The 25,568-nt window shown below is 48.7% G+C and carries 25 protein-coding genes; 7 read left to right on the top strand and 18 right to left on the bottom strand.

The window, feature by feature from the left end; all coding sequences use genetic code 11:
• Nucleotides 1-13: 13 nt before the first annotated feature.
• From GM173_RS11295 to rpmH, 17 genes are all read right to left on the bottom strand, one after another.
• Nucleotides 14-892 (bottom strand): phosphoribosylaminoimidazolesuccinocarboxamide synthase, encoded by an 879-nt coding sequence (locus GM173_RS11295; RefSeq protein WP_203571569.1) that lies wholly within the window; start codon nucleotides 890-892, stop codon nucleotides 14-16.
• A 190-nt stretch (nucleotides 893-1,082) separates the two neighbouring features.
• On the bottom strand, nucleotides 1,083-1,568 hold the full coding sequence (locus GM173_RS11290) for a GNAT family N-acetyltransferase (protein ID WP_203571486.1): 486 nt from the start codon (nucleotides 1,566-1,568) through the stop codon (nucleotides 1,083-1,085).
• Nucleotides 1,569-1,634: 66 nt separating this feature from the next.
• Nucleotides 1,635-2,321, bottom strand: coding sequence for a DNA alkylation repair protein (locus tag GM173_RS11285; protein ID WP_203571485.1), 687 nt, complete (start codon nucleotides 2,319-2,321; stop codon nucleotides 1,635-1,637).
• A gap of 104 nt (nucleotides 2,322-2,425) precedes the next feature.
• Complete coding sequence (locus GM173_RS11280) at nucleotides 2,426-3,571, bottom strand: 5-(carboxyamino)imidazole ribonucleotide synthase (RefSeq protein WP_373309373.1); 1,146 nt, start codon at nucleotides 3,569-3,571, stop codon at nucleotides 2,426-2,428.
• Nucleotides 3,555-3,824 carry a hypothetical protein gene (locus GM173_RS11275; protein ID WP_203571483.1) on the bottom strand — a complete coding sequence of 90 codons (270 nt, stop codon included), beginning with the start codon at nucleotides 3,822-3,824 and terminating at the stop codon, nucleotides 3,555-3,557. The genes GM173_RS11280 and GM173_RS11275 overlap by 17 nt, the downstream gene beginning before the upstream one ends.
• Before the next feature lie 114 nt (nucleotides 3,825-3,938).
• Nucleotides 3,939-4,427, bottom strand: a complete 489-nt coding sequence (purE, locus tag GM173_RS11270) for a 5-(carboxyamino)imidazole ribonucleotide mutase (RefSeq protein WP_203571568.1) — start codon at nucleotides 4,425-4,427, stop codon at nucleotides 3,939-3,941.
• Between the two features lie 231 nt (nucleotides 4,428-4,658).
• On the bottom strand, nucleotides 4,659-5,120 hold the full coding sequence (locus tag GM173_RS11265; RefSeq protein WP_203571482.1) for a spore coat protein U domain-containing protein: 462 nt from the start codon (nucleotides 5,118-5,120) through the stop codon (nucleotides 4,659-4,661).
• Nucleotides 5,121-7,337, bottom strand: a complete 2,217-nt coding sequence (locus tag GM173_RS11260) for a fimbria/pilus outer membrane usher protein (protein ID WP_203571481.1) — start codon at nucleotides 7,335-7,337, stop codon at nucleotides 5,121-5,123. It lies immediately after the preceding gene.
• 59 nt (nucleotides 7,338-7,396) lie between these two features.
• On the bottom strand, nucleotides 7,397-8,119 hold the full coding sequence (locus GM173_RS11255) for a fimbrial biogenesis chaperone (protein WP_203571480.1): 723 nt from the start codon (nucleotides 8,117-8,119) through the stop codon (nucleotides 7,397-7,399).
• Between the two features lie 105 nt (nucleotides 8,120-8,224).
• Nucleotides 8,225-8,683, bottom strand: a complete 459-nt coding sequence (locus tag GM173_RS11250; RefSeq protein WP_203571479.1) for a spore coat protein U domain-containing protein — start codon at nucleotides 8,681-8,683, stop codon at nucleotides 8,225-8,227.
• A gap of 148 nt (nucleotides 8,684-8,831) precedes the next feature.
• Complete coding sequence (locus GM173_RS11245) at nucleotides 8,832-9,200, bottom strand: Csu type fimbrial protein (protein ID WP_203571478.1); 369 nt, start codon at nucleotides 9,198-9,200, stop codon at nucleotides 8,832-8,834.
• A gap of 50 nt (nucleotides 9,201-9,250) precedes the next feature.
• Entirely contained in the window at nucleotides 9,251-9,472 is a 222-nt protein-coding gene (locus GM173_RS11240; protein ID WP_203571477.1) for a hypothetical protein, read from the bottom strand.
• Nucleotides 9,473-10,072: 600 nt separating this feature from the next.
• Nucleotides 10,073-11,416 (bottom strand): tRNA uridine-5-carboxymethylaminomethyl(34) synthesis GTPase MnmE, encoded by a 1,344-nt coding sequence (gene mnmE, locus GM173_RS11235; protein ID WP_203571476.1) that lies wholly within the window; start codon nucleotides 11,414-11,416, stop codon nucleotides 10,073-10,075.
• Between the two features lie 150 nt (nucleotides 11,417-11,566).
• Nucleotides 11,567-13,228, bottom strand: coding sequence for a membrane protein insertase YidC (yidC, locus tag GM173_RS11230; RefSeq protein ID WP_203571475.1), 1,662 nt, complete (start codon nucleotides 13,226-13,228; stop codon nucleotides 11,567-11,569).
• A gap of 101 nt (nucleotides 13,229-13,329) precedes the next feature.
• On the bottom strand, nucleotides 13,330-13,539 hold the full coding sequence (yidD, locus tag GM173_RS11225; RefSeq protein WP_203571474.1) for a membrane protein insertion efficiency factor YidD: 210 nt from the start codon (nucleotides 13,537-13,539) through the stop codon (nucleotides 13,330-13,332).
• Nucleotides 13,512-13,889 carry a ribonuclease P protein component gene (gene rnpA / locus GM173_RS11220; RefSeq protein ID WP_203571473.1) on the bottom strand — a complete coding sequence of 126 codons (378 nt, stop codon included), beginning with the start codon at nucleotides 13,887-13,889 and terminating at the stop codon, nucleotides 13,512-13,514. Before rnpA ends, yidD begins: the two co-directional genes overlap by 28 nt.
• A 40-nt stretch (nucleotides 13,890-13,929) precedes the next feature.
• Nucleotides 13,930-14,064, bottom strand: coding sequence for a 50S ribosomal protein L34 (rpmH, locus tag GM173_RS11215; RefSeq protein ID WP_173533027.1), 135 nt, complete (start codon nucleotides 14,062-14,064; stop codon nucleotides 13,930-13,932).
• Nucleotides 14,065-14,443: 379 nt separating this feature from the next.
• Here rpmH and dnaA point away from each other — a divergent pair, with 379 nt between their 5' ends.
• The 4 genes from dnaA (at nucleotide 14,444) to GM173_RS11195 (ending at nucleotide 21,383) form a co-directional block, all read left to right on the top strand.
• Entirely contained in the window at nucleotides 14,444-15,838 is a 1,395-nt protein-coding gene (gene dnaA / locus GM173_RS11210) for a chromosomal replication initiator protein DnaA (RefSeq protein ID WP_203571567.1), read from the top strand.
• Nucleotides 15,839-16,084: 246 nt separating this feature from the next.
• Nucleotides 16,085-17,191 (top strand): DNA polymerase III subunit beta, encoded by a 1,107-nt coding sequence (gene dnaN, locus GM173_RS11205; RefSeq protein ID WP_203571472.1) that lies wholly within the window; start codon nucleotides 16,085-16,087, stop codon nucleotides 17,189-17,191.
• A gap of 173 nt (nucleotides 17,192-17,364) precedes the next feature.
• Nucleotides 17,365-19,794: a DNA topoisomerase (ATP-hydrolyzing) subunit B gene (gyrB, locus tag GM173_RS11200; RefSeq protein WP_203571471.1), complete on the top strand. Its 2,430-nt coding sequence runs from the start codon at nucleotides 17,365-17,367 to the stop codon at nucleotides 19,792-19,794.
• Nucleotides 19,795-20,360: 566 nt separating this feature from the next.
• Entirely contained in the window at nucleotides 20,361-21,383 is a 1,023-nt protein-coding gene (locus GM173_RS11195) for a formylglycine-generating enzyme family protein (protein ID WP_203571470.1), read from the top strand.
• A gap of 326 nt (nucleotides 21,384-21,709) precedes the next feature.
• Here GM173_RS11195 and GM173_RS11190 read toward each other — a convergent pair whose 3' ends face one another.
• The gene (locus tag GM173_RS11190; RefSeq protein WP_203571469.1) at nucleotides 21,710-22,909 is read right to left on the bottom strand and encodes an MFS transporter; all 1,200 of its coding nucleotides are present in this window, start codon (nucleotides 22,907-22,909) and stop codon (nucleotides 21,710-21,712) included.
• 102 nt (nucleotides 22,910-23,011) lie between these two features.
• Between GM173_RS11190 and GM173_RS11185 the strand changes: the two genes are divergently transcribed.
• The 3 genes from GM173_RS11185 (at nucleotide 23,012) to GM173_RS11175 (ending at nucleotide 25,562) form a co-directional block, all read left to right on the top strand.
• Entirely contained in the window at nucleotides 23,012-23,782 is a 771-nt protein-coding gene (locus tag GM173_RS11185) for an AraC family transcriptional regulator (protein WP_203571468.1), read from the top strand.
• A gap of 311 nt (nucleotides 23,783-24,093) precedes the next feature.
• Nucleotides 24,094-24,603, top strand: coding sequence for a glycine cleavage system transcriptional repressor (locus GM173_RS11180; protein ID WP_203571467.1), 510 nt, complete (start codon nucleotides 24,094-24,096; stop codon nucleotides 24,601-24,603).
• Nucleotides 24,603-25,562 (top strand): ABC transporter substrate-binding protein, encoded by a 960-nt coding sequence (locus tag GM173_RS11175; protein WP_203571466.1) that lies wholly within the window; start codon nucleotides 24,603-24,605, stop codon nucleotides 25,560-25,562. Before GM173_RS11180 ends, GM173_RS11175 begins: the two co-directional genes overlap by 1 nt.
• Nucleotides 25,563-25,568: the final 6 nt, after the last annotated feature.

Here is a 25,568-nt window from a genome sequence, read left to right as displayed (position 1 = left end):
GCGTTTGAATTAGTTATTTGGTGAGTTTTTCCAATGCTTCGCGGTATTTCGCGGCGGTTTTGTCGGCCACTTCTTGCGGTAGCACTGGCGCTGGTGGGGTTTTGTCCCAGCCGGTGGTTTCGAGCCAGTCACGTACGAATTGTTTATCGTAGCTTGGTGGATTGCTGCCCGGTTGGTATTGGTCGGCAGGCCAGAAGCGGCTTGAGTCTGGCGTCAATGCCTCGTCCATTAAGCACAGCACGTCGTTTTCATCGAGGCCAAATTCAAACTTTGTGTCGCCAATAATAATGCCACGGGTGGCTGCGTATTCGCTGGCGGTTTTGTACAGCAAGATTGCGGTGTCGCGTACTTTGGCGGCCAATTCTGCGCCCAAGATTTCTTCACATTGCGCGTAGCTGATGTTCTCGTCGTGGTCACCCACCGCTGCTTTAGTCGATGGTGTAAAGATCGGTTCTGGCAGTTTGTCTGCTTCGCGCAGACCAGCTGGCAATTGGATACCGCACACGGTACCTTGCTGCTTGTATTCTTTCCAGCCGCTGCCTGCGATATACCCACGCACAATGGCTTCAACTGGAACGGGTTTTAGGCGTTTGCACACCACGGCACGGCCTTGTACTTGCGGTAGGTCTTCAGCAGAGACGACGTCTTCGGGTTGATCGCCCGTGAAGTGGCTCGGTACCACGTCTTTGAGTTTTTCAAACCAGAAGTTTGAAATGGCAGTGAGGATTTTGCCTTTTTCTGGAATCGGCTCGGCCAAGATGACGTCAAATGCGGATAGGCGATCAGTGGCAATCATCAACATGCGGGTGTCGTCGATTTCGTACAAATCACGCACTTTGCCTGAGTAGATTTTTTTCAGGCTGGTCAAATTGGTGGTGGTCAAACCGGACATACGGGTCTCCAGTGGCAACAGATTGGCTGCATCGTCACGCTTCGTCTTTTGGCGGCGCATTGCGCTTTGCCAGCAGACTATGGTGCGAGAGGTACTCAGCCGAGAATCAAGAATTGAGGGCGCTATTTTGCCTGAATTCAGCTATTTCTGCATGCTTGTGCGATGACTGTACTGTATATCTGGCGCTAAATTATAGCGCTTGCTCTAAACGAAACACTTTGGCTGCTTCGCCGCGATAATCCAAGCGGGTTTCCCAGCCTTCGGTTTGAAAGCCGAGCTTTTGATAAAACGCCATGCCAACAGGATTGCTTTCATAGCAAATCGTCGCAATGGCGCGGGATTGATAGCGTTCTTTCGCAATTGTTTTCAGTGCGCTAATCAGAAAGTTGGCGACCCCGCAGCGGCGTCGTTCTGGGTGAACAATCAAATGGCCGATCCATGCTTTTTGCGCGCGTGGATTATAAAGATTGGCAAAGCCGACCACGCGTTCTTGTTCGCAAACGACAAAGCCTTCTTCGTGGCTGGCTAAATGTTCGATCAATTGCAGTGTTTCCGCGGGCCATGCGGCGCGAGGAAAAACATAGCGTAGTTCTTCGGCGGTACGCGACCATGAAATGACAAACAAGAGATCGTCGAGGGTGGCTCGGCGGAAGGCGTAGCGAGCGAGGGGTTTCATAAGGGTTTTTATCTAGTGCGGCGCTAAAGTCTTGATACTAACCGATGTTTGTCAGTGTGGAGAAATTTAATCTTCAGAGTGTGGGGCGCAATGCTTGAGTGCTTCACGACGTGAGAGCGCAGACAGCGGGGTTTGCTCGACAAAATCGATGACTGCCGCAGCATCGGTGCGTGCATATTGGCGTAAAGCCCAGCCGATGGCTTTACGAATGAAAAAATCCGTATCGGCGGCATTGACGCGACAGGCTTGAAATAATCGCTCTGTATCGGTGTTTGTTTTCCAGCCGAGTTGGTAAAGAATCGCGGTGCGGCGCAGCCAGAGTTGCGGTGAGGTTTGCCATAGGTCGAGCTGGGAAATGAGCACGGGCTCGCGCCGTGCCAACTCGCCAACGACTTTGCTCGCCAAGGTATCGACGCTATCCCACCAGCTTTGTGTGCAAATGAATTGTTCAATGACCGGCAAAGCCGCAAGGCTGAGTTTGGCTTGAGCTCGGATCAGCAATTCAATCGCGCAGTAATGATATTCGCGTTCAGCTTGTTGCCACAGCGTTTGGGCTAATTCCAGTAACTCGCTTTCATCGCATTGCGTGGCGGCGGTGACTTCGACAGTTTTAATGAGTTTGCGACGAGTGGGTGTGGGTATGCCGATGAAGCTAAATTGATGCTTCATATAGGCCGACATACCTACGGCTTGAGTCGGGTCGGCAGCGCTATTGAGCTGGTGCTGATATTCAGCTAAATAGCGCGCGAGCATTTAATGGAGCCGTACACAAGTTATCACGCAAAGTGCAAAGTCGAAGACGGTACCCATGGTACGGCGAGACAAAGCAACGATGCGTGGGAACTTTGCTTTAACATTTATAGGGTTTCTTTAATTGCTTGGGCTTGCTCTAGCGCCGCTTCGGCGCTGGCTGCGAGCACATTAAAATGCCCCATTTTCCGACCCGGACGCGCAAGTTTTTTGCCATACAGATGCAATTTGGTGTTTGGCGCAGTCATCAGGATTTCCCAGCGCGGCTCGCTACCGTCGGTTCCCCATGAATCACCGAGCAAATTGACCATCACGGCAGGGCTGAGTAGGTCGGTTTTTCCCGGGTAGAGTCCGCACATTGCGCGCACTTGCTGCTCAAATTGCGTTGTCAATGTGGCATTCAGTGTGTAATGCCCCGAGTTATGCGGGCGCGGTGCCATTTCGTTGATGACGAGTTCGTCGCCTTCGAGCACGAAAAATTCAACCGCCATCACGCCAACGTAATCGAGCTTTTCCGCGAGTTGCATCGCCATTTGGCGCGCACGCTCTGCTAGCTCAGGTTTTACCCGAGCGGGAACAATCGACACGTCTAAAATGCCGTTTTTGTGTTCGTTTTCGGCAACGGGGAAGCAAGCGACTTCACCAGCGCGGGTACGGGTAACAATGGCGGAAATCTCGCTCACTAGCGGCATCATTTTTTCGAGCACACAGGGCTGGTGCTTCATTTCGGCGTGGGCAAAACGCACGTCTTCGGCAGTTTTAACGCGAATTTGGCCTTTGCCGTCGTAGCCTAAACGGGCGGTTTTGAGAATGCCGGGCAAATAGGCTGATAAATCACCGTCCAAACAGGCGGCATTTTTCACTGCGAGAAAGGGCGCAACATCCAAACCCGCGTCACGGATAAACGTTTTCTCGGCGATGCGGTCCTGGGCAATCGCGACGCAGTCGCCACTTGGCGCAACTGGAATGCCTTGTGCCGCCAGCCAGCGCATTGAGTCGGCGTTGACGTTTTCAAATTCGGTGGTAATCGCCGCGCAGTGCGTGGCCATGTATTGCAGGGCTTCGGGATCGGTAAACGACTTGCACAGATGTACATCCGCAAAATCAGCGGCGGGTGCGTGAGAGTCTGGGTCGAGTACGGTGACGCCGTAGCCCATATTTTTGGCTGCGCTCGCAAACATACGCCCCAGTTGGCCGCCACCTAAAATGCCCAGCATGGCTGGTGGTAGGATAATTTTATTGGCCATCTTCATTTTTCCTTAGTTTAATTCTGTGCTTAGCTGCTTGATGCAATTTATAACCATATGCACCCATGCCGTATATGACACCACCCAGCATACCAAAAGGCAGTGCGTCAATTACCCCTGCCATAAAAGTAGTTTGGCCGCTCGCGTAGCGCAGAGCAGCCAAAAGGATACAACACGGAACGCCCCATAGTAGGCATCCTCTGAATAAAACCCAATACCAAAACGAACGCACTGGGGGTAATTCTGATTGATCGCTCATTTTACCTCAAGCTGCACAGGCTAAGTCGAACTTAGCCGCGGAAAGCCTTGTGTATCAAGTGTTTGTTCAAGGTGATGCCCGTTTATGCACAGGCACCCTCCTTGTTGATTGAGCTTATTCTACCGCTGGTAGTTCCATCGCTAACACGGTTTGTTTCTGTGTTTCGCGGAATGCATTCAGTTTGGCAGCCAGTTCTGGATTGTGATTGGCAATCATTGAAATTGCGAACAGCGCCGCATTGGCAGCACCGGCTTCACCAATCGCAAACGTTGCCACTGGAATGCCTTTGGGCATTTGCACAATCGACAATAGCGAATCTTCGCCGCGCAGGTATTTCGACGGCACGGGCACGCCTAATACCGGAACGATGGTTTTTGCGGCCAACATGCCTGGCAAATGGGCTGCGCCACCGGCGCCAGCAATAATGCAGGTCAATCCACGCTCTGCTGCCGTTTCTGCATACGAAAACAATAAATCTGGGGTGCGGTGCGCAGAAACGACGCGGCACTCAAATTCGATACCAAACGCTTGCAGCTGTTTGGCCGCGTGCTGCATGACATCCCAATCGCTATTGCTACCCATTACTACGCCGACTTGGATCATCGCGGCTACCCTCAAGGCAAAACACGCGATTTTACCGAAGAACATGCTACTTTTGATAGCAATCTCGACCAAAGGCGGCAAAGATCAGACAAAATTCGCAATTATTTAAATATTAGTATTGACTAATATTTAAATGAATAGCAATAATGAATGCATGCAGTCGTTTGCTGCATGAAGTTTCGTTTCCATCCTATGTCTATTGAGCGCCAGATCGATTGATCTGGCGTTTTTTTATGGCTCAATGATGATTTGCACGTAATCATTGTGCCAACCGGGCTTGGCCGGCTGATTGCCAAAAACAATAGACCAAAAATTGACGAGTGCTGATCCACCAGCGTGCGGAATATTGCCAACGGCTGCGTCGCCATCGGGCGGGATGCCAAATACTTGGTTGCAAGGGCCGCCCCAGTTGGGGTCTAGGCAGAGTTGGTATTGAAGCAATGAGCTAGGGTCTTCGCCAATCAATTGTCGATGTTGAATACTGCCGGAGGTTTGAGACGGCCCAGCTTTGACTGTAAAACCTGTGGCCTCGGAGCAAAAAATTTGCATAAAAAATAGTGCTCGCACGCCGTTAATCGAAGTAATCGGGTCGTATTGCCCAATCGTTACTTGGGGAGGGGTTACCGTGCAGGCACCCCAACTAAGGCTGCTGAAAAAAATACTAAGCAAAAATAATTTGATTGTATTTGGCATTTATAGCTCTTTGGCAGGGCAGGTAATCGGGGCTAATTCAGTGATAAATTCGTTGGAAGCTGGAATATACAGTTCACCACTGCACAAGGTGGATTCAAATCGATGTAAGCCCGCAGAGAGCGCTTCACTATAAAAGCGACCATCTAAAGCCGTGTGCAATTGCACCGTGCCCTGCTTAGTCACAACATCAACTAATTGATTTGATAATGGCAGACCATTTACAAGTAAAAAACGCCCACTGACTGCGGTGATTGAGCTGGCATTGAATTTCACGACTCGACCGTCATTATTCCCCGTGAGCAACTCTTGCTGTACCGTATTGAGTCGATATTGGATTGGAATATGGTCTTGTTCGATACCGATTTGATGTAAACCGTAGCTGGCTAATTCGGGTACAAAAACAGTGCCTTCGGCTGAGGTTCTGCCTACTTCGCTTCCGTTATGGGTCGCCGCTACATTTTCGATCTGTGGGAGTTCAATAACCGCAAAGCTTTGCGAAATCGGGCGAGTGAGTGCGTAGTGTCCTCCTGCATACGCGAGTGCCCCAGACCACGCCGCTTGCCAGTTGTTTGTGGTGGCTCTGGTATTCTGATTGCGCATCGCGGAGAGATTAATTTGTCCATGTTGGCGCTTGTTTTGTATCCATGCGGTGTATTCTTCACCGTCGCGTTGTTGCTGTGCTCCAAAATTGTAGGCCCAACCTTCACCCGTGCTTGAATTTTGGCCAAAGCTCATTCCTGCCAACACTTGCGAATTCTCATAGCGTGCGCTAGTTGAAATACTGCGATTTTGATCAAAAAACCACGCTAGATTTACAAACCCGGACCAAGTTTGCCCCGAGTGCCGATCTTGGAGCTGACCTTGAATCGAAAATGACAGTTGTTTGATGGGCGATACCGCATAAGACAATTGATAACGATTAAAAGTCAGCGCGTCAGTTTGCCCCATTTGGCGGCCTACATCGATGCTGAGATTGCCAAACTGGCTATTGCCCCAACCCATTCCAATATTGGCCGACCAATCCGGAGCGGTGATGACTGAATTGTGTTTGAAAAAGTTTTTGTCTTGCCGACGCGCAGTGGCAGAAAGGCTTATGGATTGATTGATATAGCGATATTGCATTAACTGCGCATCGCCTGTACTTTGCTGCTCATGTTGAGCCCATGCAAAAGCGCTGGCTAAAGTGCCATACGTGGACAGCCCAAAATTGGCTAGGATTCCACCGCTGTTTCTTTGTGGATTGCCACTGGCTTGGGCGCCCAAGGTAAACCAATCTGTAATGCCTATGCGCTGATAAAGAGAATAAGTAAACCCATCGTAGCGATCAAAGCTGGCATTTTCTCGTTCGATGCCGGCGCTGTAATTGAAGTCAGTAAGTCCGGCTTTGAGTAAGGAATCATCAAAATAATGAGGGACGTTGATTCTCTGCGTATTCCCCGCCGCATCACGAATTACAATTTCAATATTTTGTAGCCCGGATACTAAATTCAAATTGCCAAAGCTATAAATGCCAGGCTGTAAACTTTGGGTGCTGACGCGCTGGCCATTGAGGTAAATTTCAGCAGTGGAAGGTTGGGTTACTGCAGCTTGAGTGTTGAAGCTTGGGCTGCTCATAAAATTGGGCTGCATATTAAATACGCGAGAAATACTTAAGCCCGCCATATTTTGACTAAAGCCCAAGGCGCCAGTGGATGGTGAAATGTCCCCCGCGCTCGCTCTTAGCATTTGATCGGGACGATCATAATCTAGCGTTGTATTGAGCCTAGCCCATTGTTGCTGGTTATTTTGGGTGCTATAAAAGTGAGCACTACGAAAATTCCAAGGCCCCTGATTCAAATTAAGAGTGGGGTTGAACTGATAATCTAAGCCATTGCTATCAACGGCGCTCAAGGCGGCCACTTGATAGTTGAGATACCATGAGAATGGGGCTGGCTCGGGGTAAAGCGGGTTGCGATTATTATTGAGGTTAATTTGTCGCTCGCCAAATTCAGTTGCGGCAGCTGTGAGTGAAAGGGTTAAGGTAGCAGTATCAATTTTACTCTCGATGCCAACTAGGCGATCAACGCGAAAAAAAGACTCGCCAGCAAATACTTGTAGCTCGCCCTTGAGGGTATTGATTCCTGCTTCTTGAATTGTGCTCTCTTTAAGCCAATACCCACCTTGATCATAAATGGCAGGTACATCCCCTTGCGGGACGCCATTGACACTTAGCTTCAAAAATAGGTTTTCGGCGGCTAGCACTGTCGAATAGGACAGGCTAGCCAGTAAAAGTAGTATTAGTTTGTGCACACTTGCTTAGGGATGAGCAATTGTTGAGTGTTATTTGAACGGTCTGTTTCAATCGTAATGCGTTGCGGACTATCTGCGCAGGCGTTTTGCGGTACTGCTAATTGATAGCTGCGGGACGATCCTGGTTGTAAGTACCAGTTGTCAAATTGGTTAATACTCGCGCCTTGATTACCGATCACAACGCGGCGTAGTCGATGCGTCACATTGCCATCATTGCTGAGTGTAAATGTGAGTTTGCCTTGCTCAAGTTGTACTGGTGATGCTGTTAGATTGGGCTTTACTTTGACTGGTTGAATGAAAACGGGCACCCCAAAACTCACTGCCATGGCCAGTTGCCCCCCTTGCGAGCCATCTGCTGGGGTGCTTGGTTGTTCAATAAAATAGAGTCTATAAGCTAACTCTTTGGCATCACTGGGTGCACGGCGCGCCACGCGAACTACTTGTTTCTTTTTCGGTGGGATTTCAAATTGGCGTGGGAAGTACACTAATTCATCAGGTGCGTCAGTGTAGATGTCATTGCCACTGGCGTCTTGTGTCCAGCGTTTTAATTCGAGAGAGACGCGTAAAGGCGAGTCTCCGTTGTTGCTCACTGTAATGGCTTCACTGTTTCTGCTTGCCGGAAGCTCCGCACGAATTGGGCTCACGGTAAATTCGCCTGCCAAACTGAGGGTTGCAGTAGTCGCTAACGCTGTAGCTAGAATCCAACGCATAATCACCGCCTGTATATGAAATGATAGGATTTTTAGAGTTGAGTTTTAATTATTTTTGAGCGAGCTAGCACTGTGGAATAATCAGTGAACTAGCTCGCATCGGTATTAGAGGTTGATCGTTAAAACAACGGTATCGGTATAACCGTTGGCGACAGTGGCATTATTGATGTCACTTCCAAGAACGGTGGCGGTCAGTAGAATGTCTTTGAGGGTGCCTGGGCCGGTACCAACCCCAGTGGTTGGGGTCAAGGTTAGCGTATAAGGCAAATAGTATTGATTACTTTGCATCCGTTTTTGCGTGCCTGTTGCATGCAGGCCGTTGTTCATGGTGATGGTGTAATTGACACCATTGCTACACCAGAACTGGGTGACACCTTGTTTGCTTTGGTCACCTGAATTGGCGCTGAGGGTGCCCATATCAATAATCACGTCATTGCCGTCAGCAAATGAGCATGAGCCTTTGACATTGGCTTTCACTTTCACATTGGTGCTGGCCGCAAACGCGCTAGGGGTGATAGCGATGAAAGCTAAAGACATCGCACTCGCTAAAAGAATGTTTTTCATAGCAATTCTCCAGATGAGTTATATGCCTGTCGTGCTCAAGAAAGGCAAATTTATTGGTTAATATGATATGCATGCCCGTAAAAAAAGGCGAGTTTTAACTGCTGTTGCGTGTGAAATTGAATCGTTTTTTTTGAATCGTTCTACTTTGCTAGGGCTCAATGGTTAAGAGTACTGTGTCTGCATAGTTACCTACGGGACGACTTTGGAAGTCTGTTTTTTTAACGACGCCGGTGAGCAATATATCGATTCGATCACCTGTGCCTACGCCTTGTTCGGGTGAAGCACTGAGTGAATAGGGCAACCGTGCTGAGCCGTTTAGCTGTGCCATTTGCCGTTGTTGACCACTGGCATGAAGACCTTGATTGAGCGTAATGCGAAAATTAGTGCCATTGGTGCAATGAATGGGAACGATATTCTTAATCGTGACATCGGCATTGCTAAGGTTGCCAAAATTCTTGATTAAATCACCTTGGTTTTCGAATCGGCAGGCACTCAATACCCAGATTCTTACATTCATCATATTGCTTGCGGCATGACTGGTGCTGAAAAGCAGTGCGCTGAATATGACTAAAAATCGTATGAAATTCTTTGCCATTGCGGTTCTCGGGTAATGGTCATCTTGGCCATTTCAGTGCCATTTTGACAGTGCAAAATGAGTTGAGGTGGAGTTTGGTCGAGTGGCGTTTGCCATTGCGTTCCGCAGGTTGCACTAATATTGCAACGAATCACAATATTTTTGCTAAAAGCAATCGGTGAAAGCAGTAGCAATACGAGAAATAGTCGCATCATTTTTGGTTTTTTCCAAGGTATCGTTGATGCCAGTCATTGTTTTACACGCCAGTGGCATGATGTGCCGCTGCTGGCCGAATCTCGATGCATACAGAATGCGGCCTGAATGTTTAAGCTGCCCTGATATTGATGCTCACTTTGCAATGCGCTGGATTTTAGCGTCACTTATACAAGCCGAGCTTCCTTGATCGGAGTTGCTTTTGTGAATAGGAGCATTCACTGTCGCCTAGATGAAGTGCGATTGGAAACGGCACTCTTCGATCTTCGGCCAAACTTTGCGTGCGAGCTGGATATTACGCTGAAATTGTGAGAACGATATAATCTTTATGCCAGCCGGACATGGCGGGCTGATTATCGTCGACGAGTGCCCAAAATTAGGCTTGAACGGTGGTGCCTGCTCGGGTAATCGTGCCGGCAATTACTTCGCCGTTTGATAGGGGGCAAAAATCGTATTGCATGCTCTGAAATGTTTTTCGAGGTGAGAGCCATTACTACAATAAAAATACAAATCTGTACCCAAGCCCGCATCAGCGGGCTTTCTGTTTTATAGGCTTAATGAAATAGGATGAGTTCGCCGATACTTGTCTGAATTAAAACTGATTATTTTCCTATGCAAAACCGTGAGAAGATCACCCCGAGTAAGTCATCCGATGTAAACTCTCCGGTAATTTCATTCAGACTGTTTTGTGCCAAACGCAGTTCCTCAGCCAAAATTTCAATTTGCAGATAGCAGACATCGGCGGTGTTGAGATGTTCTCGTGCGACGCGAATCGCGGCGAGGTGGCGTTCGCGGGCGATAAAGACGCCATCGTTAATACCCTGCCAGCCTATCTTCTTCAAAAGCTTATTTTTCAATTCTTTCAGCCCAATACCTTGCTTGGCGGAAACATGGATTTCGTCTTCGGCAATATCACCTGCTACTTCACCGGTGAGGTCGATTTTATTAAACACGCGTAGCACACTGAGTGAAGTGGGAAGCTTGGCCAAAATGGCTTGGTCGTGTTCAGTAACGCCCTCGCGACTGTCGAGTAGCAGTAGCGCTAAATCGGCTTTTTCGACTGCCGCCCATGTGCGTTCAATGCCAATTTTCTCGACGGTATCATCGGTGTCGCGCAGGCCGGCGGTATCGATAATGTGTAGCGGTACGCCGTCGAGTTGAATCAACTCACGCACCGTATCGCGGGTGGTACCGGCAATGTCGGTGACAATCGCAATGTCTTCGCCAGCGAGCGCATTCATCAGGCTGGATTTGCCGACGTTGGGCTGGCCAATTAGTACTACATGCATTCCTTCGCGTAGTAATTTGCCTTGCGTAGCGGTGTCCATCACGCGGGCAAGTTGCGCTGAAATTTTGTGCAATTTGCCGCGCGCGTCGGCGGCTTCGAGAAAATCGATGTCTTCTTCGGGAAAATCCAACGTCGCTTCGACCAGCATCCGTAGATTGATTAGATCATCCACTAAGGTATGTACTTCACGTGAAAATGCGCCATCCAGCGATTTGAGCGCAGATTTAGCGGCGGCTTCTGATTGTGCGTCGATGATGTCGGCCACGGCTTCGGCTTGTGCCAGATCGAGTTTGCCGTTCAAAAAGGCACGTTTAGTAAATTCACCCGGCTCGGCGTGGCGTGCGCCCAGTTCGATGCAGCGTTTCAGTAGCATATTCATCACCACTGGCCCGCCGTGGCCTTGCAATTCGAGGACGTCCTCGCCGGTAAAGCTGGCAGGATTTGGGAAAAACAGTGCGATTCCTTCGTCGATGCTACTGTGGTCTGCTGCTTTGAAGTGGGCGAAGTGGGCAAAACGAGGCTTTAATGCGGATTGCTCACGCTGCAACAAGCCTTGAATGAGTGGCTGGAGGTTTTTGCCCGAAACGCGAATCACGCCCACACCTCCACGACCGGGGGCAGTGGCAATCGCGGCGATGGTGTCTGGGGTGTACAGCATGATGTTTTCCATTTTTAGGGTATTGCTTGCTAGATACTATTTATCAATGCTTATGGGGCAATACCTATTGGTTGTGTGATTTTTTTGATGGGATGATTTTCTTGCAATAGCAAAACGCCGCCCGAAGGCGGCGTTTTATTTTAATACTGATTAACTATTTCTGGCCGCTTTGGCTTCGTTTTCAATTTTCTTGGTAATCACATACTGCTGAATGATCGACAAGATATTGTTCACCACCCAGTACAGTACCAAACCGGCTGGGAAGAAGAAGAAGAACACCGAGAACATCACAGGCATCCACTTCATCATCTTCGCCTGCATTGGATCCGGCGGTGGTGGTGACAGCATGGTTTGTACGTACATCGAAATCGCCATAATCAACGGCAAGATATACAGTGGATCGGGTACCGATAAATCGTGAATCCAGAATGCCCATGGCGCTTGGCGCAATTCAACCGCAGCCAATAGCATCCAGTAGAAACCAATGAACACGGGGATTTGTACCAGCATCGGTAAGCAGCCACCGAGCGGATTTACTTTTTCGGTTTTGTACATTTCCATCACGGCTTGCTGGAATTTCACGCGGTCTTCGCCGTGGCGTTTTTTCAGCTCTTCCATGCGTGGTGCGAGTAAGCGCATTTTGGCCATTGAACGGTAGCTCGCGCTTGCCAATGGGAAAAACGCTGCTTTCAGAAGCAGGGTGACGATGATGATCGACCAACCCCAGTTGCCAACGAGGCCATGGATAAATTCCAGCACGGCAAACAGCGGTGCGGAGAAAATCTTGAACATGCCGTAGTCTTTAACAAGGTCAAAGCCAGGTGCAACAGCCTCTAGGCGATGACTTTCTTGCGGACCGACAAAAATCGGTACGGTACGCTCAAATTTTGCGCCGGCTGCGATTTGCGGTAAGTCGATGATTGCGCCAACTGAGTACAGATTATCAGGTAGTGCTTTCATCTCAAAACGGCAATCGTTTGGACGGCAAGCGGGTTCACCATTGTGTGGCGAGAAAATCCAGCCAGACACAAAGTAATGCTGAATCATCGCAATCCAGCCGTTGTTCGCGCTTGGACGGAATTTCGCTTCACCTTTTCTGATTTTTTCAAAGTCGACTTTTTGGAATTTGTCTTCTTGCGTAAACAGCGCTGGCCCCGTGAAGGTGTGCGTGCCAAACATGCCTGGGTTTTCAACTTTGCCATCGCGAACTAAGCGATAGTAGGCGCTGGTTGATAGCGGAGCGCTGCCACCATTGACGATTTCATACTTCACATCAACCAAATATTGGTCACGTTTGAAGGTGTAAATTTTGGCGATTTTGACGCCATTGGGGCCGGGGGCTTCTAGGCGAACCACGACTTCATTTTGGCCATCGGCGAGTTTGTAGCTTGTTTGAGCTGCGGTAAACAAGCTTTTATGCGTTGGCATGCCTTCACCGAGCAGACCCGTTTGCGCGACATAAGTATGATCGCCCGAGTCTTGTAGCAAGACAAATGGCTTGTTGCGGTCGTGGGTTGCGCCAATTTTGAGTAACTCAACGTGGCGTAAATCACCGCCGTTGGCGTCGATTTCGGCACGGAATAAATCAGTGGTCACCGTAACGCGTTGCCCTTTGGCGAGCCCGCTGGTTTCTGCTGGTGCTGCGGCATTGGCGGTGGCGCTAGCGGCGCTACCTGGCGCACTAGCAGAAGCGGCTGTAGCGACTGCACTGGCGGTTTTGGATTGCGGATAACGCTCTTCCATATACTTTTGCCAGAAAAACAGAATGCTGAAAGACAGCGCAATAAAGAGGATTAGTCTCTTAGTATCCATTTGAACGGAAGAGCTCCCAACTCGGCGGTTTTAAGTGGTCAAACAAAAGGGTCTAAACGCGGTTTTGACTTGGCGCGCTCAAACTTGTGCACAACTTATAATTACGGAACAGGATCATGCCCACAACCACCCCAAGGATGGCATCGGCACAGACGTTTGGTTGTCAGCCAACTGCCCTTGAATGGGCCATATCGGCTCACCGCTTCAATCCCATATTGTGAACATGTGGGCGTAAAGCGACAGCGTGGCCCCAGCAAGGGACTGATCATCAACTGATAAAGTTTCAGCAGTGTGATGATAAGGCGCGACATTGCTTCAATCGTTTAAATAAACTTAATAAAGCCAGCCTAGCCGCTGCACCGTCCCGAGGTTTGAATGGCTTGCGTGACCGAACGACCACATCCAGTCCCAACAAATATTCCGTATTTTGACGGAACAACTCACGTACAGTGCGCTTGATGTAATTACGACCAACGGCACGTTTATCGGTTTTTTTACCAACCACCAATCCTAAGCGGGCTTGCTGGCTTTGGTTGGGTTTGCCTAAAACTTGGAAGTAATCATTGCTGACCGACGCTCGCAAACTAAAAACGGATGAAAATTCATCCGTTTTTAATAAGCGTGCATCACGCGCAAAGCGATAGCGAGGTGCGCTCTGCATGCCGTTCAAAACGGAGGCAGGTGCTTGGCTTCGCAACAGCTTAAGCCGATAAAACTTTGCGGCCTTTAGCGCGGCGTGCGTTCAATACGCGAACGCCACCAACGGTTGCCATGCGAGCACGGAAGCCGTGAGTGCGCTTACGTTTGATTACAGAAGGTTGGAAAGTACGTTTCATGACTAAATCCTAAGTGCTAATTGGGCAGTAAACACGTGATTTAATCAGTGTTGCTAGTGTCTTGTCAAGTCAAAGGGCGAGATAAGGCGATGGCCGTTCATCTATCTTGCTTGTGGATAAGTCCGGCACTTGCGAGTACAATGCGCTGCTCTTGGTGACTTTCTGTGGCCTCAATCGCCGTTAGGTATAGGACGTATATATAGATACATGACGGTGCGCCTTACAACCTTCATGGCCATCAAAAATAGATTCATCGCCGCTTTGGGCTTTGATCCGTGTGCCAATAGATTATTTTCCGTGGTGAACTGCGCTTTATGCATTTAATTCTTTGTCGTGCACTTGATGCGCAACTGTCATTCATCATTGTTCTGGGTGATTCCTGATGCAAATCGATACCCTTTGGCCGCATTGCTTAAATGAGCTGCAGCAAAATCTAGGTGCGAGCCAGTTTAATATCTGGATTAAGCCGCTGGCAGCGCAAATGGTGGACGAAACTTTAGTGATTGCCGTCCCCAATCAAATTTTCTTGCAATTCATTCGTGACCGCTATCTGGGTATGATTGAAATGGCAGCTGCGAAACTGTGCAATGGTGTGCCGCCTTTGATTGAGCTGAAAGTCGGTCAAGTTGCTGCGTCTGCGCCGAGAATGGCCGCTCCAGCTGCCAGTGCCGCGGCGACGCCGAATGAGCCTGCGCAATCAGCAGCACCGGTCAAGCAAAGCAAGCGTTTTGACGCCAGCGGTGCTAGCCATGAAACCACGCGCTTGAATCCTTCGCATAGCTTTGATGCCTTGGTGACCGGTAAAGCCAATCAGGTGGCGCGCGCCGCCGCGATGCAAGTTGCGGAAAATCCTGGCGTTAGTTACAACCCGCTGTTTGTATATGGCGGTGTGGGTTTAGGTAAAACGCATTTGATCCAAGCGATTGGTAATTTTGTACATCAACATAACCCGCAAGCCAAAATTCGCTATATTCATGCCGAAAAATACGTGCAAGACGTGGTGAAGGCCTATCAGCACAAGTCATTCGATGAATTTAAGCGCTACTATCATTCGCTGGATTTATTGCTGGTCGACGATATTCAATTTTTCGTCGGCAAAGATCGTACGCAAGAAGAGTTTTTCTATTTATTTAATGCGCTACTCGAAAGCGGCAAGCAAATTATTCTCACATCGGACAAAATTCCTCGGGAAATTGATGGCTTGCAAGAGCGCTTAACCAGCCGTTTTTCTTGGGGTTTGATCGTGCCGATCGAGCCGCCAGAAACCGAAATGCGTGTGGCGATTTTGATGAAGAAAGCCGAAGCCGAGCATTTTAAGCTCGATGCGAATGTGGCTTTCTTTATGGCGAAAAATATCCGCTCGAATGTGCGTGAGCTCGAAGGCGCGCTCAAACGCGTGCTGGCGTATGCGCGCTTTACCAATCAGCCGATTACGGTTGACTCAGCCAAAGAAGCGCTGCGCGATATTTTGGCTTCCGGTAATCGCCAAGTTTCGGTCGAAAATATTCAAAAAACGGTCGCCGACTTTTACAAAATTAAAGTGGCCGATATGCACAGCAAAAAGCGCACTCGCGATATTGCACGACCACGACAAATGGCAATGACGCTGACTAAGGAATTAACCCAAATGAGTTTGCCTGCAATTGGCGACGCGTTTGGTGGCCGCGATCACACGACAGTCTTGCATGCGTGTCGCACGATTGAAGAATTCCGCAACACTGATAGCGAAATGGCGCATCAATACAGTGTGTTGCTGCAAATGTTGCGTTCTTGATCGGACTACATGATTCCGGCTTGATTGTTTTTGTTTTGGGGTATTGCTCGCTAGTTGTTTTTAAGTGATGGCTAGAGCGCAATACCCTTGTATTAATTGTGTGCTTTACTGGCTATTGGGCAAGACCCAGACTGATCTTGCCGTTTTGCCGTCGGAAAGCTTTCGCATTCCTGATTTTAGGCACGATTTGCGGTAGAATCGTGCAACTTGTGATACATCTTAAAAACATTAAATGGGTGAGAGTAAATGCAACTGCTGCAAGCTGAACGCGATTCGCTCCTAAAACCTTTGGCGACGGTAACCGGTATTGTTGAGCGTCGACATACTTTGCCGATCTTGTCGAATGTGCTGATTAAAAAAGACGGCGATGCGCTGTCGTTCACCGGTACTGACCTTGAAATTCAAATCAGCAGCCAACAAGCGGAAGGCTTTTCGGGCGGCGATTTTGCCATTACGGTTGCGGCGAAAAAAATGTCCGACATTTTGCGAGCTATACCCGACAAAACCGTCGTGAGCCTCGAAGAGGCCGAAGGTCGTTTGACGATTAAAGCGGGCAAAAGTCGCTTTGCGTTGCAAACCTTGCCCGCAGCGGATTTCCCTGAGTTGGCGGTGGATACTAATCTGCGCGCGACGATTCGTTTGCCACAAGGCCAATTGAAAGCCTTGCTAGGCCGTGTGCAATTTGCGATGGCACATCAAGATATTCGCTATTACCTCAATGGCTTGTTTATGGTCACTGATGGTAATTTGCTCAAACTAGTTGCGACCGATGGTCACCGTTTGGGCTTTGTGTCGACTGAATTGGCGACGTCGTTTGAGAAAAACGAAGTCATTTTGCCACGTAAAACGATTCTGGAATTATTCAAATTGCTCGGTGATGTGGATGACGAAGTCACCATCGATATTGCGAGCAATCAAGTCAAATTTAGCTTTGGCAAAATCGTGATTCACAGCAAAGTGGTTGACGGTAAATTCCCCGACTACAACCGCGTGATTCCGCAAAACAATGACAAATTGCTCACAGTAGATCGTCAGGCGCTGTTGTCGGCGATGCAACGCGCGGCGATTTTGTCGAACGAAAAATTCCGCGGGGTTCGTTTAGTCTTGACCGACAGCACGCTGAAAATTTTGTGCAATAACAATGAGCAAGAAGAAGCCCAAGAAGAAGTCGAAGTCGGTTATAACGGCGAACCGCTGGATATCGGCTTTAATATTCAATATCTACTCGATGTGTTGACCAATTTATCGGTAGAAACTTTGCATTGCTACTTTGGCGATGTTAATTCCAGCGTCTTGGTCACCATCCCTGATAATCAACACTTCAAATATATTGTGATGCCGATGCGCATCTAGAGATTGTGTGAGGTGCGAGGTGTGATGGTTTTGAGGGAGTGCGGTGTTAGGTGTAAGGAGTGAGGGGTAAACCCTAGTCCTTCTTATACTGTTTAATGAATACCACTCCCTTGTCTCTACACCTCCGCCGCTTGTCCTCACACCTTACTCCTTATTCCTCACACGTAGACGCCATGACCGAAGAAAAAAATCTCCCACAAACGTCTGAAACCGCCCAATCCGCTGATTATGGTGCCGATAGCATTCGTATTTTGAAAGGCCTCGAAGCCGTTCGTAAACGCCCTGGTATGTATATCGGCGATACGCAAGATGGTTCTGGCTTGCATCATATGGTGTTCGAGGTCTTGGATAACGCGATTGACGAAGCGTTGGCGGGTCATTGCGACACGATTCGCGTCATTATCCACGCGGATAGCTCGGTCAGTATTGAAGACAATGGTCGTGGTATTCCAACGCAAATCAAGGAAGACGACGAATTCAAACGCTCGGCGGCTGAAATCGTCATGACCGAATTGCACGCGGGCGGTAAATTCGACCAGAACAGCTATAAAGTATCAGGCGGCTTGCATGGGGTGGGGGTATCGGTTGTTAACGCTCTATCAGACTGGCTTCGCCTAACAATACGTCGAGATGGCAAAAAGCACTCGATGGAGTTTCGTCAAGGCGAAGCGGTTTCACCACTAAAAATTATTGGTGATACTGAGCGTCGCGGTACCGAAGTGCATTTTATGGCCTCGGTAGAAACCTTTGGCTTGATCGAGTTTCATTTTGAAATTCTTGCCAAACGGATTCGTGAATTATCCTTCCTGAATAATGGTGTGAACATTCAATTAATCGATCGTCGCACAGGGAAGGAAGAAACCTTCAATTACACCGGCGGTGTTAGCGGCTTTGTTGAATACGTTAATCGCACTAAAACCGTGTTGCATCCAAAAATCTTTTACGCGATCGGCGATAAAGACGGCATGAGCGTGGAAGTATCAATGCAATGGAACGATTCGTATCAAGAATCGGTGCAATGCTTTACCAATAATATTCCACAACGCGACGGTGGCACGCACATGACGGCGTTGCGCCAAGTGATGACGCGTACGCTGAATCAATATATCGACAGCCACGATTTTGCTAAAAAAGCCAAAGTCGAAACCAGCGGCGACGATATGCGCGAAGGCTTGACCTGCGTGTTGTCAGTGAAAATGCCTGACCCGAAATTTAGTAGCCAAACCAAAGATAAGCTGGTTTCTAGTGAAATAGCCCCCGTGGTGAGCGAAGTTGTCAGCGGCGCATTGGCTGATTTTCTGATGGAAAATCCAGTTGATGCCAAAATCATTTGTACCAAGATTGTTGAAGCGGCGCGTGCTCGTGAGGCCGCGCGTAAAGCACGTGAAATCACGCGCCGTAAAGGTGTGCTCGATGGTTTGGGTTTACCGGGTAAATTGGCTGACTGCCAAGAAAAAGATCCTGCTTTGTCTGAACTTTATCTAGTCGAGGGTGATTCCGCGGGTGGCTCAGCCAAGCAAGGCCGTGACCGCAAATTCCAAGCGATTTTGCCGCTGAAAGGTAAAATTCTGAACGTTGAGCGTGCGCGTTTTGACCGGATGCTGGCCAGCCAAGAAGTCGGTACGCTGATTATGGCGCTCGGTTGTGGCATCGGCAAAGACGATTTTAATATCGAAAAACTGCGCTACCATCGCATTATCATCATGACCGACGCGGACGTGGATGGCTCGCACATCCGTACCCTGTTGTTGACGTTCTTCTACCGTCAATTGCCAGAACTCGTTGAGCGTGGCTACATTTACATAGCACAACCGCCGCTATTTAAAGTCAAACAAGGTAAAAACGAAACTTACCTCAAAGACGAACAAGAGCTGAAACAGCATTTATTGCGCGCCGCAATGAATGGTTCCGAGTTAATTCCAGCGGCAGGAGCAGCCAGCATCAGTGGTGAAGCGCTAGAAACGCTCGCGCGTCAATTTTTTACTACCGAAGCGATTATTGAACGCGAAAGCCGTTTTATCGACCCAATGGTCTTGAACGCGATGCTTACCATTGCACCATTGGTACTCGACGACGAAGCTAGTGCACTCGATAGCATTGCGCGACTCACTGCTGCCGTAAAACATACTGCGTTTACTTTTACTGCTGAATTAGTGGATGCTGGTTGGCAAATTCGCATTGAGCGCCGCCTACATGGTGTTGTGACGATGCAATACATCGATGCCGATTTCATCTTGTCGGGTGACTACGCACAAATTGCCAGAATGGCCGAATCATTGATGGGGCTCATTCAAGCCGACGCGATCATCCGTCGTGGCAATGCTGAGCAGGCTGTACGCAGCTTCAAAGAAGCCCTCGATTGGCTGCTGGCCGAAGTGCGCCGCAATATGAGCATTCAGCGTTATAAAGGTCTGGGTGAAATGAATCCAGAGCAGCTTTGGGAAACCACGATGGACGTGTCAGTGCGCCGCCTATTGAAAGTAACCATCAGCGATGCCATCGCTGCCGATGAAATTTTCACTACGCTGATGGGCGACCAAGTCGAACCCCGCCGCCAATTCATCGAACAAAACGCGTTGGTGGCACGGAATTTGGATGTCTAATTTTGTTGTAGGATCCCATTAACTTCTAGATATTTCCCACTTTTCTAGATTTTTTGGATTTCAGTTTGAAGCTAAAACAGCCCCGAAAGGGGCTTTTTTATTGAGTCCTTGCTTTATTTATACACGAAAGTCGCGGTAGGACTTGCAATAAGCTATGTAGGATTTTGTTTGTTACGGGTTATGCTGCTGATATGTTAAAGACCAATTCTTAAGGGTAATTGTTCGGTTACAGCATACGCTGAGCCAGCGAGGGAGTGAGTAGTAGCGATAGAATACAACAGTAAAGCTGCCGCTCAGTGAACTTTACTCAGCGGCAGTAGTTCGGCCTTAGCGAACGCCCAGATAATCATCTTATCCCAAGGTTTGGTGCCGCGTTTAGTGGCATGCGTAACTAAATACAGTAGTAATCTCACAACAACCATACTTGTAAGATGGTTATTTCCTTGAATTAGCTTAATTCTCTCTTCTGGTGAATCATTTTGAAAAACTACTCGTTATTTCGATGTGAAAAACCAAGCTTCGCACAAAAGATGCTGAGTTAAATTTAATGAGGATGGAGAGCAATAATGAAAAAAACAATCGGCCTACTGGCCATCATCGCCGTTTTTGCGGCTCCTGCCGCAATCGCAGATAATGTGCAGGGCAGTGGCAGTCAAATAAATCCTGCACTAAAGGGAAAAATGGTGAAAGTGCTTGGCGGCACCTTCGTCATGGGACGTACGGTTGCCGATACGCCTTGTTTTTTCTATGTGGAATCTTGCGATAATGAGTTACCCGCGCATCCAGTGACGGTATCCAGTTTTTATCTCAACTCGACCGAAGTTACCTTCAAAGAATTTGACTATTACACCATGATGATGGGCCTGCCTAAAGTCAGCTCGCTTGATGGTGGCAAAGTCGACCTTGGAAGGGGTAATCGCCCTGTAGTCAATGTCAGCTGGTTTGATGCTGTGAAATACATCAACTGGCTAAACCGAGAGAAGGGTTGGCCTAAAGCCTACAACGAAAGGACGGGCGAACTAATTGATGCGGCCGGCAACCCAACCCGTGATGTAAGTCGTGTAATCGGCTATCGACTCCCCACCGAGGCTGAGTGGGAATATGCTGCTCGTAATCGTGGTCAGGACATTATTAATACCTGGGGCAATGGTGAACCTATCGTTAGTGGCAAACCCGCAGCGAATATTGCCGATAGTCAATTTAAAGCTTTTTTCAACCCAGAGTATTTGGCTTCCCGAGGTCTGGATCCACTTCCTGAAGGATATACATGGGAGGTTGACGATGGTTTTTCGCGTTTGGCTCCAGTAGGTAGCTTCCCGCCCAATGAGTTGGGACTATATGATATGTCAGGCAGCGTTTGGGAATGGACCAATGATGCACCCCGCGTTTATACCGAAGTCCCGCAAGTGAATCCAGTAGGCGATGCCAGCGATTCGTTCCGCGTTATGCGTGGTGGCAGTTGGGATAACGGCCCAGGTATACATCTGGTAGATCGTCCGTCAGTTACTCATGATGATATTTACAACAAGGGGGGCGCGACGGGTTTTCGCTTGGCTCGATCAATTAGAACGTCCGATATAAATGAGTGAAATCGCAGCCCATTTTCTTTTTAAATCATTGGTTGTTCATCTAGCTAGTCTTCAATGGAAAATTGTTTTGTCGTTGGCGTTTAAAATGTTTACTCATTTAATATGAAATGACTTAGAACAAAATGTGAAGCTAAAAACTAACGATATCTGAACATTGTGGAGCAACAGTAGACTGATTTGAAAATGGGGAAGGCCGCAACTTGATGGTTTGCGGCCTTTTAACAATCGAACTTCGGCTTTGACTCCTCGGCCACCTAAGCGGATAGTCCGGCTATCTTTGTAGAAGGCCAAAATAAAATAGGTAGTTCAACATTTTTCACTTAAAGCTAATTTTTGGTATGTTCTATTTTCGGTAATAGCCCAGCCACCATACCAAGTAATGGCAAATAGGCCAGCATAAGGTAAATATTGATAATTCCGTAGTTATCGGCTAAACGTCCAATCACAGCTGCACCAATCCCGGCTATGCCGAAAGCCAGACCAAAAAATAGCCCCGATACCATACCAACTTTACCCGGCATAAGTTCTTGCGCATAAACCAACATTGCCGAAAACGCGGAAGACATAATCAGTCCTACGATAAAGCTCAATGTAATCGTACCGGTTAAACCGACATAAGGTAAGGCAATTGAGAATGGCGCGGCACCCAAGATCGAGAACCAGATTACCGTTTTGCGGCCGATGCGATCACCAATCGGGCCGCCAAGCACCGTGCCCAAAGCGACGGCAAATAGAAATACGAACAACAATAATTGCGCTTGCTGTGGTGCTAGTGAAAAACGCTCAATCAGATAAAACGTGTAATAGCTCTGGAAGCTAGCCATATAGACAAACTTGGTCATTAATAGTGTCAAAAGTACGCCCATCACCCACAGAGTTTTGCGTGCCGTAAATGGCGCGGTTTTTGCATTGCCTTTGTGACCCTGCGTTTTTTGCTGGTGTGAGTACCACAGACTAATACGCCACAGAACGCCCATCGCCAACAGGGCTGCCAATGAAAACCACGCCAAACTTGGCTGACCAAGTGGTATCACAATCAGCGCTGCAAGCAGCGGTCCCGTTGCACTGCCCGCATTTCCACCGACCTGAAACAGTGATTGCGCCAAGCCATGCAGCCCGCCTGACGCAAAGCGCGCGATGCGTGATGACTCTGGATGAAAGATCGATGAACCTGTTCCGACCAAGCCTGCGGCCAGCAAGATCAAGGGAAAGGAGTCGGCTTGCGACAAGAGCAGTAGCCCAACTAAGGTAAAGCCCATGCCGAGCACCAGCGAATACTGCTGTGGGCGTTTATCCGTCACGGCACCGATCAGCGGCTGCAAAATTGACGCGGTGATTTGGTAGGTCAGCGTAATCAAACCGAGCTGAGCAAAGCTGAGGTGATAGTTGCCCTTTAGCATAGGATATAAAGCTAAGATCAGCGATTGCATCATGTCATTGAGAAAATGGGCACTGCTGATGGCCGCCAAAACGCGGTATCGGGTCGATACGCGCTCGGGCTGGCTGGTAATCGTCGCGGTATTCATCTGACGCTCCAAGTGGTTTATGGGATAAGTTGAGAACACATCTTATTGACATTACCCCTGCCTGTCCTGCGAGAATAAGGCAAATACTATCGAGAAAACGACATGCTCATCGAAAGAGTTGGTCCATTGCGCGATATGGCAGGCGCATTACTCCACGGCAAGGCCGTGGATCATCAGCCCGGCTCAGCCACGATTCGCCATTGGCATGAAGTTGCCCAGCTACTGTATGCGATTAGCGGCGTGATGCGCGTGATCACGCCACTCGGACAATGGATCGTGCCGCCCAATCGTGGTATTTGGGTGCCCGCTGGCGTATGGCACGAAGTGTTTATGATCGGATTAGTTGAAGTGCGCTCGATTTATATTCGTCCCGACGCAGTGCAAGATTTGCCAAGTGAATGTTGTGTCCTTGAAATCACCCCGTTGATGCGCGAGCTGATTTTGGCGGCGATCAGCATTGATTATCAGGAACAGCCCATCCGGCCGCGCAGCCAGATGATTGCGCAATTACTGCTCAATGAAGTGAAAACACTCACTACGCTACCGATGCAATTACCGATGCCCGATGACAAATTGTTACGCGGGGTTTGCGCCGATATTTTGTCTAACTCCGATGAAAGCCGCACAACAGAGTACTGGGCCAGCCAAGCTGGCGTCGATGCGCGCACCCTGCAGCGACGATTTAATAAGGTTACCGGGATGACATTGGGCGAATGGCGACGGCAAGCTCGCTTGCTCAATGCGTTGGAACGACTCGCTCAAGGCGAGCGGGTGATTGATGTGGCTTTTGATTGCGGCTACAACAGCCCCAGTGCATTTACTGCGATGTTCAAACGCCAATTTGGCATTTCACCAAGTAACTTTTTTCAGTAAATTATTTTGGTTTATTTCAGCTTCTCTGACTCGAAATGCATCAAAGCGGCAATTTGATCAATTTCAGCCTGCCAATTTTATGGCCTTGGTATCGAGACTTCATCCCTACAGTCGGGCAAGATTGTTTTGCCCATAACTTAAACTAGTGTGACCCTGTGGTAGGAGGGGGATAACCCAATTCACTTTGCTCACATCGCTATTGCTATTGTGGGTTATTCGTATCGAATTTTTAATTCAGTTAAGAATCATTGTTGAAATCGGCTAAGCTCACAAACATGAAGTTTGATTGCGAATTTAACAGGGGCAAAGCAATGAAAAATATATTGGTTGTATCAGTTATTGGGCAGGACAAACCGGGCTTGGTCGAGCAGTTAGCTGCGGTGATTTCACAACAACAAGGCAATTGGCTGGAGTCATCATTTTCACGGTTGGCAGGGCAGTTTGCGGGGATTGTCAAAGTCGCGGTGAATGGAGATGGCACTTTGTTATTAGCCGCACTGCAAGCCTTGCCGAGTTTAGATGTGCGTGGCGTGTTGGATGCCGAACAGGCCGAGCTGGCTCACGCCGCATCACAAAGCGTGGCTTTGAGCTTGGTCGGGCATGATCGAATCGGGATTGTCAAAGACGTATCAACTATTTTGGCGCGTTTTGGGGTTAACGTAGAAAAACTGGAAACATGGCTCGATAGTGCACCGATGTCGGGCGAAACGATGTTTCATGCGCAAGCGCTGCTCTCTGCGCCAATCAGTGTAGATTTAGGCCATGTGCGCCGCGATTTAGAAGCGATTGCCGATGATTTGATGGTCGAGTGGGCGGAGTAATGGCGTTTCGCTGGCTTTGGGGGCTGTGTCTTGCGCTCAGTTTGCATGTGGCGTTGGCGCAGCCTTTGGTGATGGTCGTGGAGAGCTACCATCCGGAAAACGGCTGGGATAGAGAGTACTTGCAGGGATTGCGCAGCAAGCTTGACGGAGTGGCGGAGCTTGATTTTATTGCGCTGGATACCAAGCGATTGCCCACTTCCGAGCATTTGGAGCAAGCTGAATTAGCATTGAGCGAAATTCGGCAAAAAAAACCTCAGCTAGTCGTATTGGGTGATGATGCTGCGCTGGCTTTGCTGGGATCGCATTTGGCCGTAATGAAAGTGCCAGTGGTTTTTTTGGGGGTGAACGCTGATCCGCAGCGTTACTTTTCTGGCTCTTTGCCATCTACTGTAACGGGCGTTTTAGAGCGGCCTTTGTATCAACAGAATATTGATTTGATTCGTTCGATCTGTGGTAGTCATAGTCGGATTCTGGTTTTACTGGATCAAGATCGGTCTTCTTATATCTTGCAAGAAGATTTGCAGCAACTGAAGTTGCGCGGGGTCGATGTGGTTTTGCTGGGCTCGTTTGTGCAGTGGCAAGAAAAGGTGCAAAACGCGAATCAGCATTACCATGCAATTTTGCTCGGAACTTATCAGGCATTAACTGCTGCGGATTTAAAGCACGTTGATGCTGAAAAAGTGATGCAATGGACCTCCGAACATAGCCCCTTGCCGATTTTTGGGTTTTGGGATTTTGCTATTGGTCGTCACGGTGCGGCTGGCGGCATGGTGCTATCTGGCTTTGAACATGGCGCGGCCGCTGGAAAAATGGCGCGCTCCTTATTGCAAAAGTCGCACACAAACATGGCAGTACAGCGCAGTAGCCCCGGCCATTTGGTGTTTAGCCGCGCCAAAGTTGCACAGTGGCAGCTGAAAATCCCTGCTTCTTTGCAAAAAAGAATAAGTTGGCAACCTTAATTTTTG

It is taken from the genome of Deefgea chitinilytica (assembly GCF_016881405.1).
Classification (GTDB): Bacteria; Pseudomonadota; Gammaproteobacteria; order Burkholderiales; family Chitinibacteraceae; genus Deefgea; species Deefgea chitinilytica.
The sequence above is the reverse complement of the archived record's forward strand: the minus strand, read 5'-3'. Positions and strand labels throughout refer to the sequence as shown.

Coding starts and splice junctions, on each gene's coding strand:
- rpmH (WP_173533027.1), bottom strand. CDS start 14,064: ATGAAACGTACTTTCCAACCTTCTGTAATCAAACGTAAGCGCACTCAC.
- GM173_RS11245 (WP_203571478.1), bottom strand. CDS start 9,200: ATGAATGTAAGAATCTGGGTATTGAGTGCCTGCCGATTCGAAAACCAA.
- GM173_RS11185 (WP_203571468.1), top strand. CDS start 23,012: ATGCTCATCGAAAGAGTTGGTCCATTGCGCGATATGGCAGGCGCATTA.
- rnpA (WP_203571473.1), bottom strand. CDS start 13,889: ATGCAGAGCGCACCTCGCTATCGCTTTGCGCGTGATGCACGCTTATTA.
- yidC (WP_203571475.1), bottom strand. CDS start 13,228: ATGGATACTAAGAGACTAATCCTCTTTATTGCGCTGTCTTTCAGCATT.
- GM173_RS11195 (WP_203571470.1), top strand. CDS start 20,361: ATGAAAAAAACAATCGGCCTACTGGCCATCATCGCCGTTTTTGCGGCT.
- dnaN (WP_203571472.1), top strand. CDS start 16,085: ATGCAACTGCTGCAAGCTGAACGCGATTCGCTCCTAAAACCTTTGGCG.
- mnmE (WP_203571476.1), bottom strand. CDS start 11,416: ATGCTGTACACCCCAGACACCATCGCCGCGATTGCCACTGCCCCCGGT.
- GM173_RS11295 (WP_203571569.1), bottom strand. CDS start 892: ATGTCCGGTTTGACCACCACCAATTTGACCAGCCTGAAAAAAATCTAC.
- GM173_RS11265 (WP_203571482.1), bottom strand. CDS start 5,120: ATGCCAAATACAATCAAATTATTTTTGCTTAGTATTTTTTTCAGCAGC.
- GM173_RS11290 (WP_203571486.1), bottom strand. CDS start 1,568: ATGAAACCCCTCGCTCGCTACGCCTTCCGCCGAGCCACCCTCGACGAT.
- GM173_RS11275 (WP_203571483.1), bottom strand. CDS start 3,824: ATGAGCGATCAATCAGAATTACCCCCAGTGCGTTCGTTTTGGTATTGG.
- GM173_RS11280 (WP_373309373.1), bottom strand. CDS start 3,571: ATGAAGATGGCCAATAAAATTATCCTACCACCAGCCATGCTGGGCATT.
- GM173_RS11180 (WP_203571467.1), top strand. CDS start 24,094: ATGAAAAATATATTGGTTGTATCAGTTATTGGGCAGGACAAACCGGGC.
- purE (WP_203571568.1), bottom strand. CDS start 4,427: ATGATCCAAGTCGGCGTAGTAATGGGTAGCAATAGCGATTGGGATGTC.
- yidD (WP_203571474.1), bottom strand. CDS start 13,539: ATGTCGCGCCTTATCATCACACTGCTGAAACTTTATCAGTTGATGATC.
- gyrB (WP_203571471.1), top strand. CDS start 17,365: ATGACCGAAGAAAAAAATCTCCCACAAACGTCTGAAACCGCCCAATCC.
- GM173_RS11250 (WP_203571479.1), bottom strand. CDS start 8,683: ATGAAAAACATTCTTTTAGCGAGTGCGATGTCTTTAGCTTTCATCGCT.
- GM173_RS11255 (WP_203571480.1), bottom strand. CDS start 8,119: ATGCGTTGGATTCTAGCTACAGCGTTAGCGACTACTGCAACCCTCAGT.
- GM173_RS11240 (WP_203571477.1), bottom strand. CDS start 9,472: ATGATGCGACTATTTCTCGTATTGCTACTGCTTTCACCGATTGCTTTT.
- GM173_RS11190 (WP_203571469.1), bottom strand. CDS start 22,909: ATGAATACCGCGACGATTACCAGCCAGCCCGAGCGCGTATCGACCCGA.
- GM173_RS11175 (WP_203571466.1), top strand. CDS start 24,603: ATGGCGTTTCGCTGGCTTTGGGGGCTGTGTCTTGCGCTCAGTTTGCAT.
- GM173_RS11285 (WP_203571485.1), bottom strand. CDS start 2,321: ATGCTCGCGCGCTATTTAGCTGAATATCAGCACCAGCTCAATAGCGCT.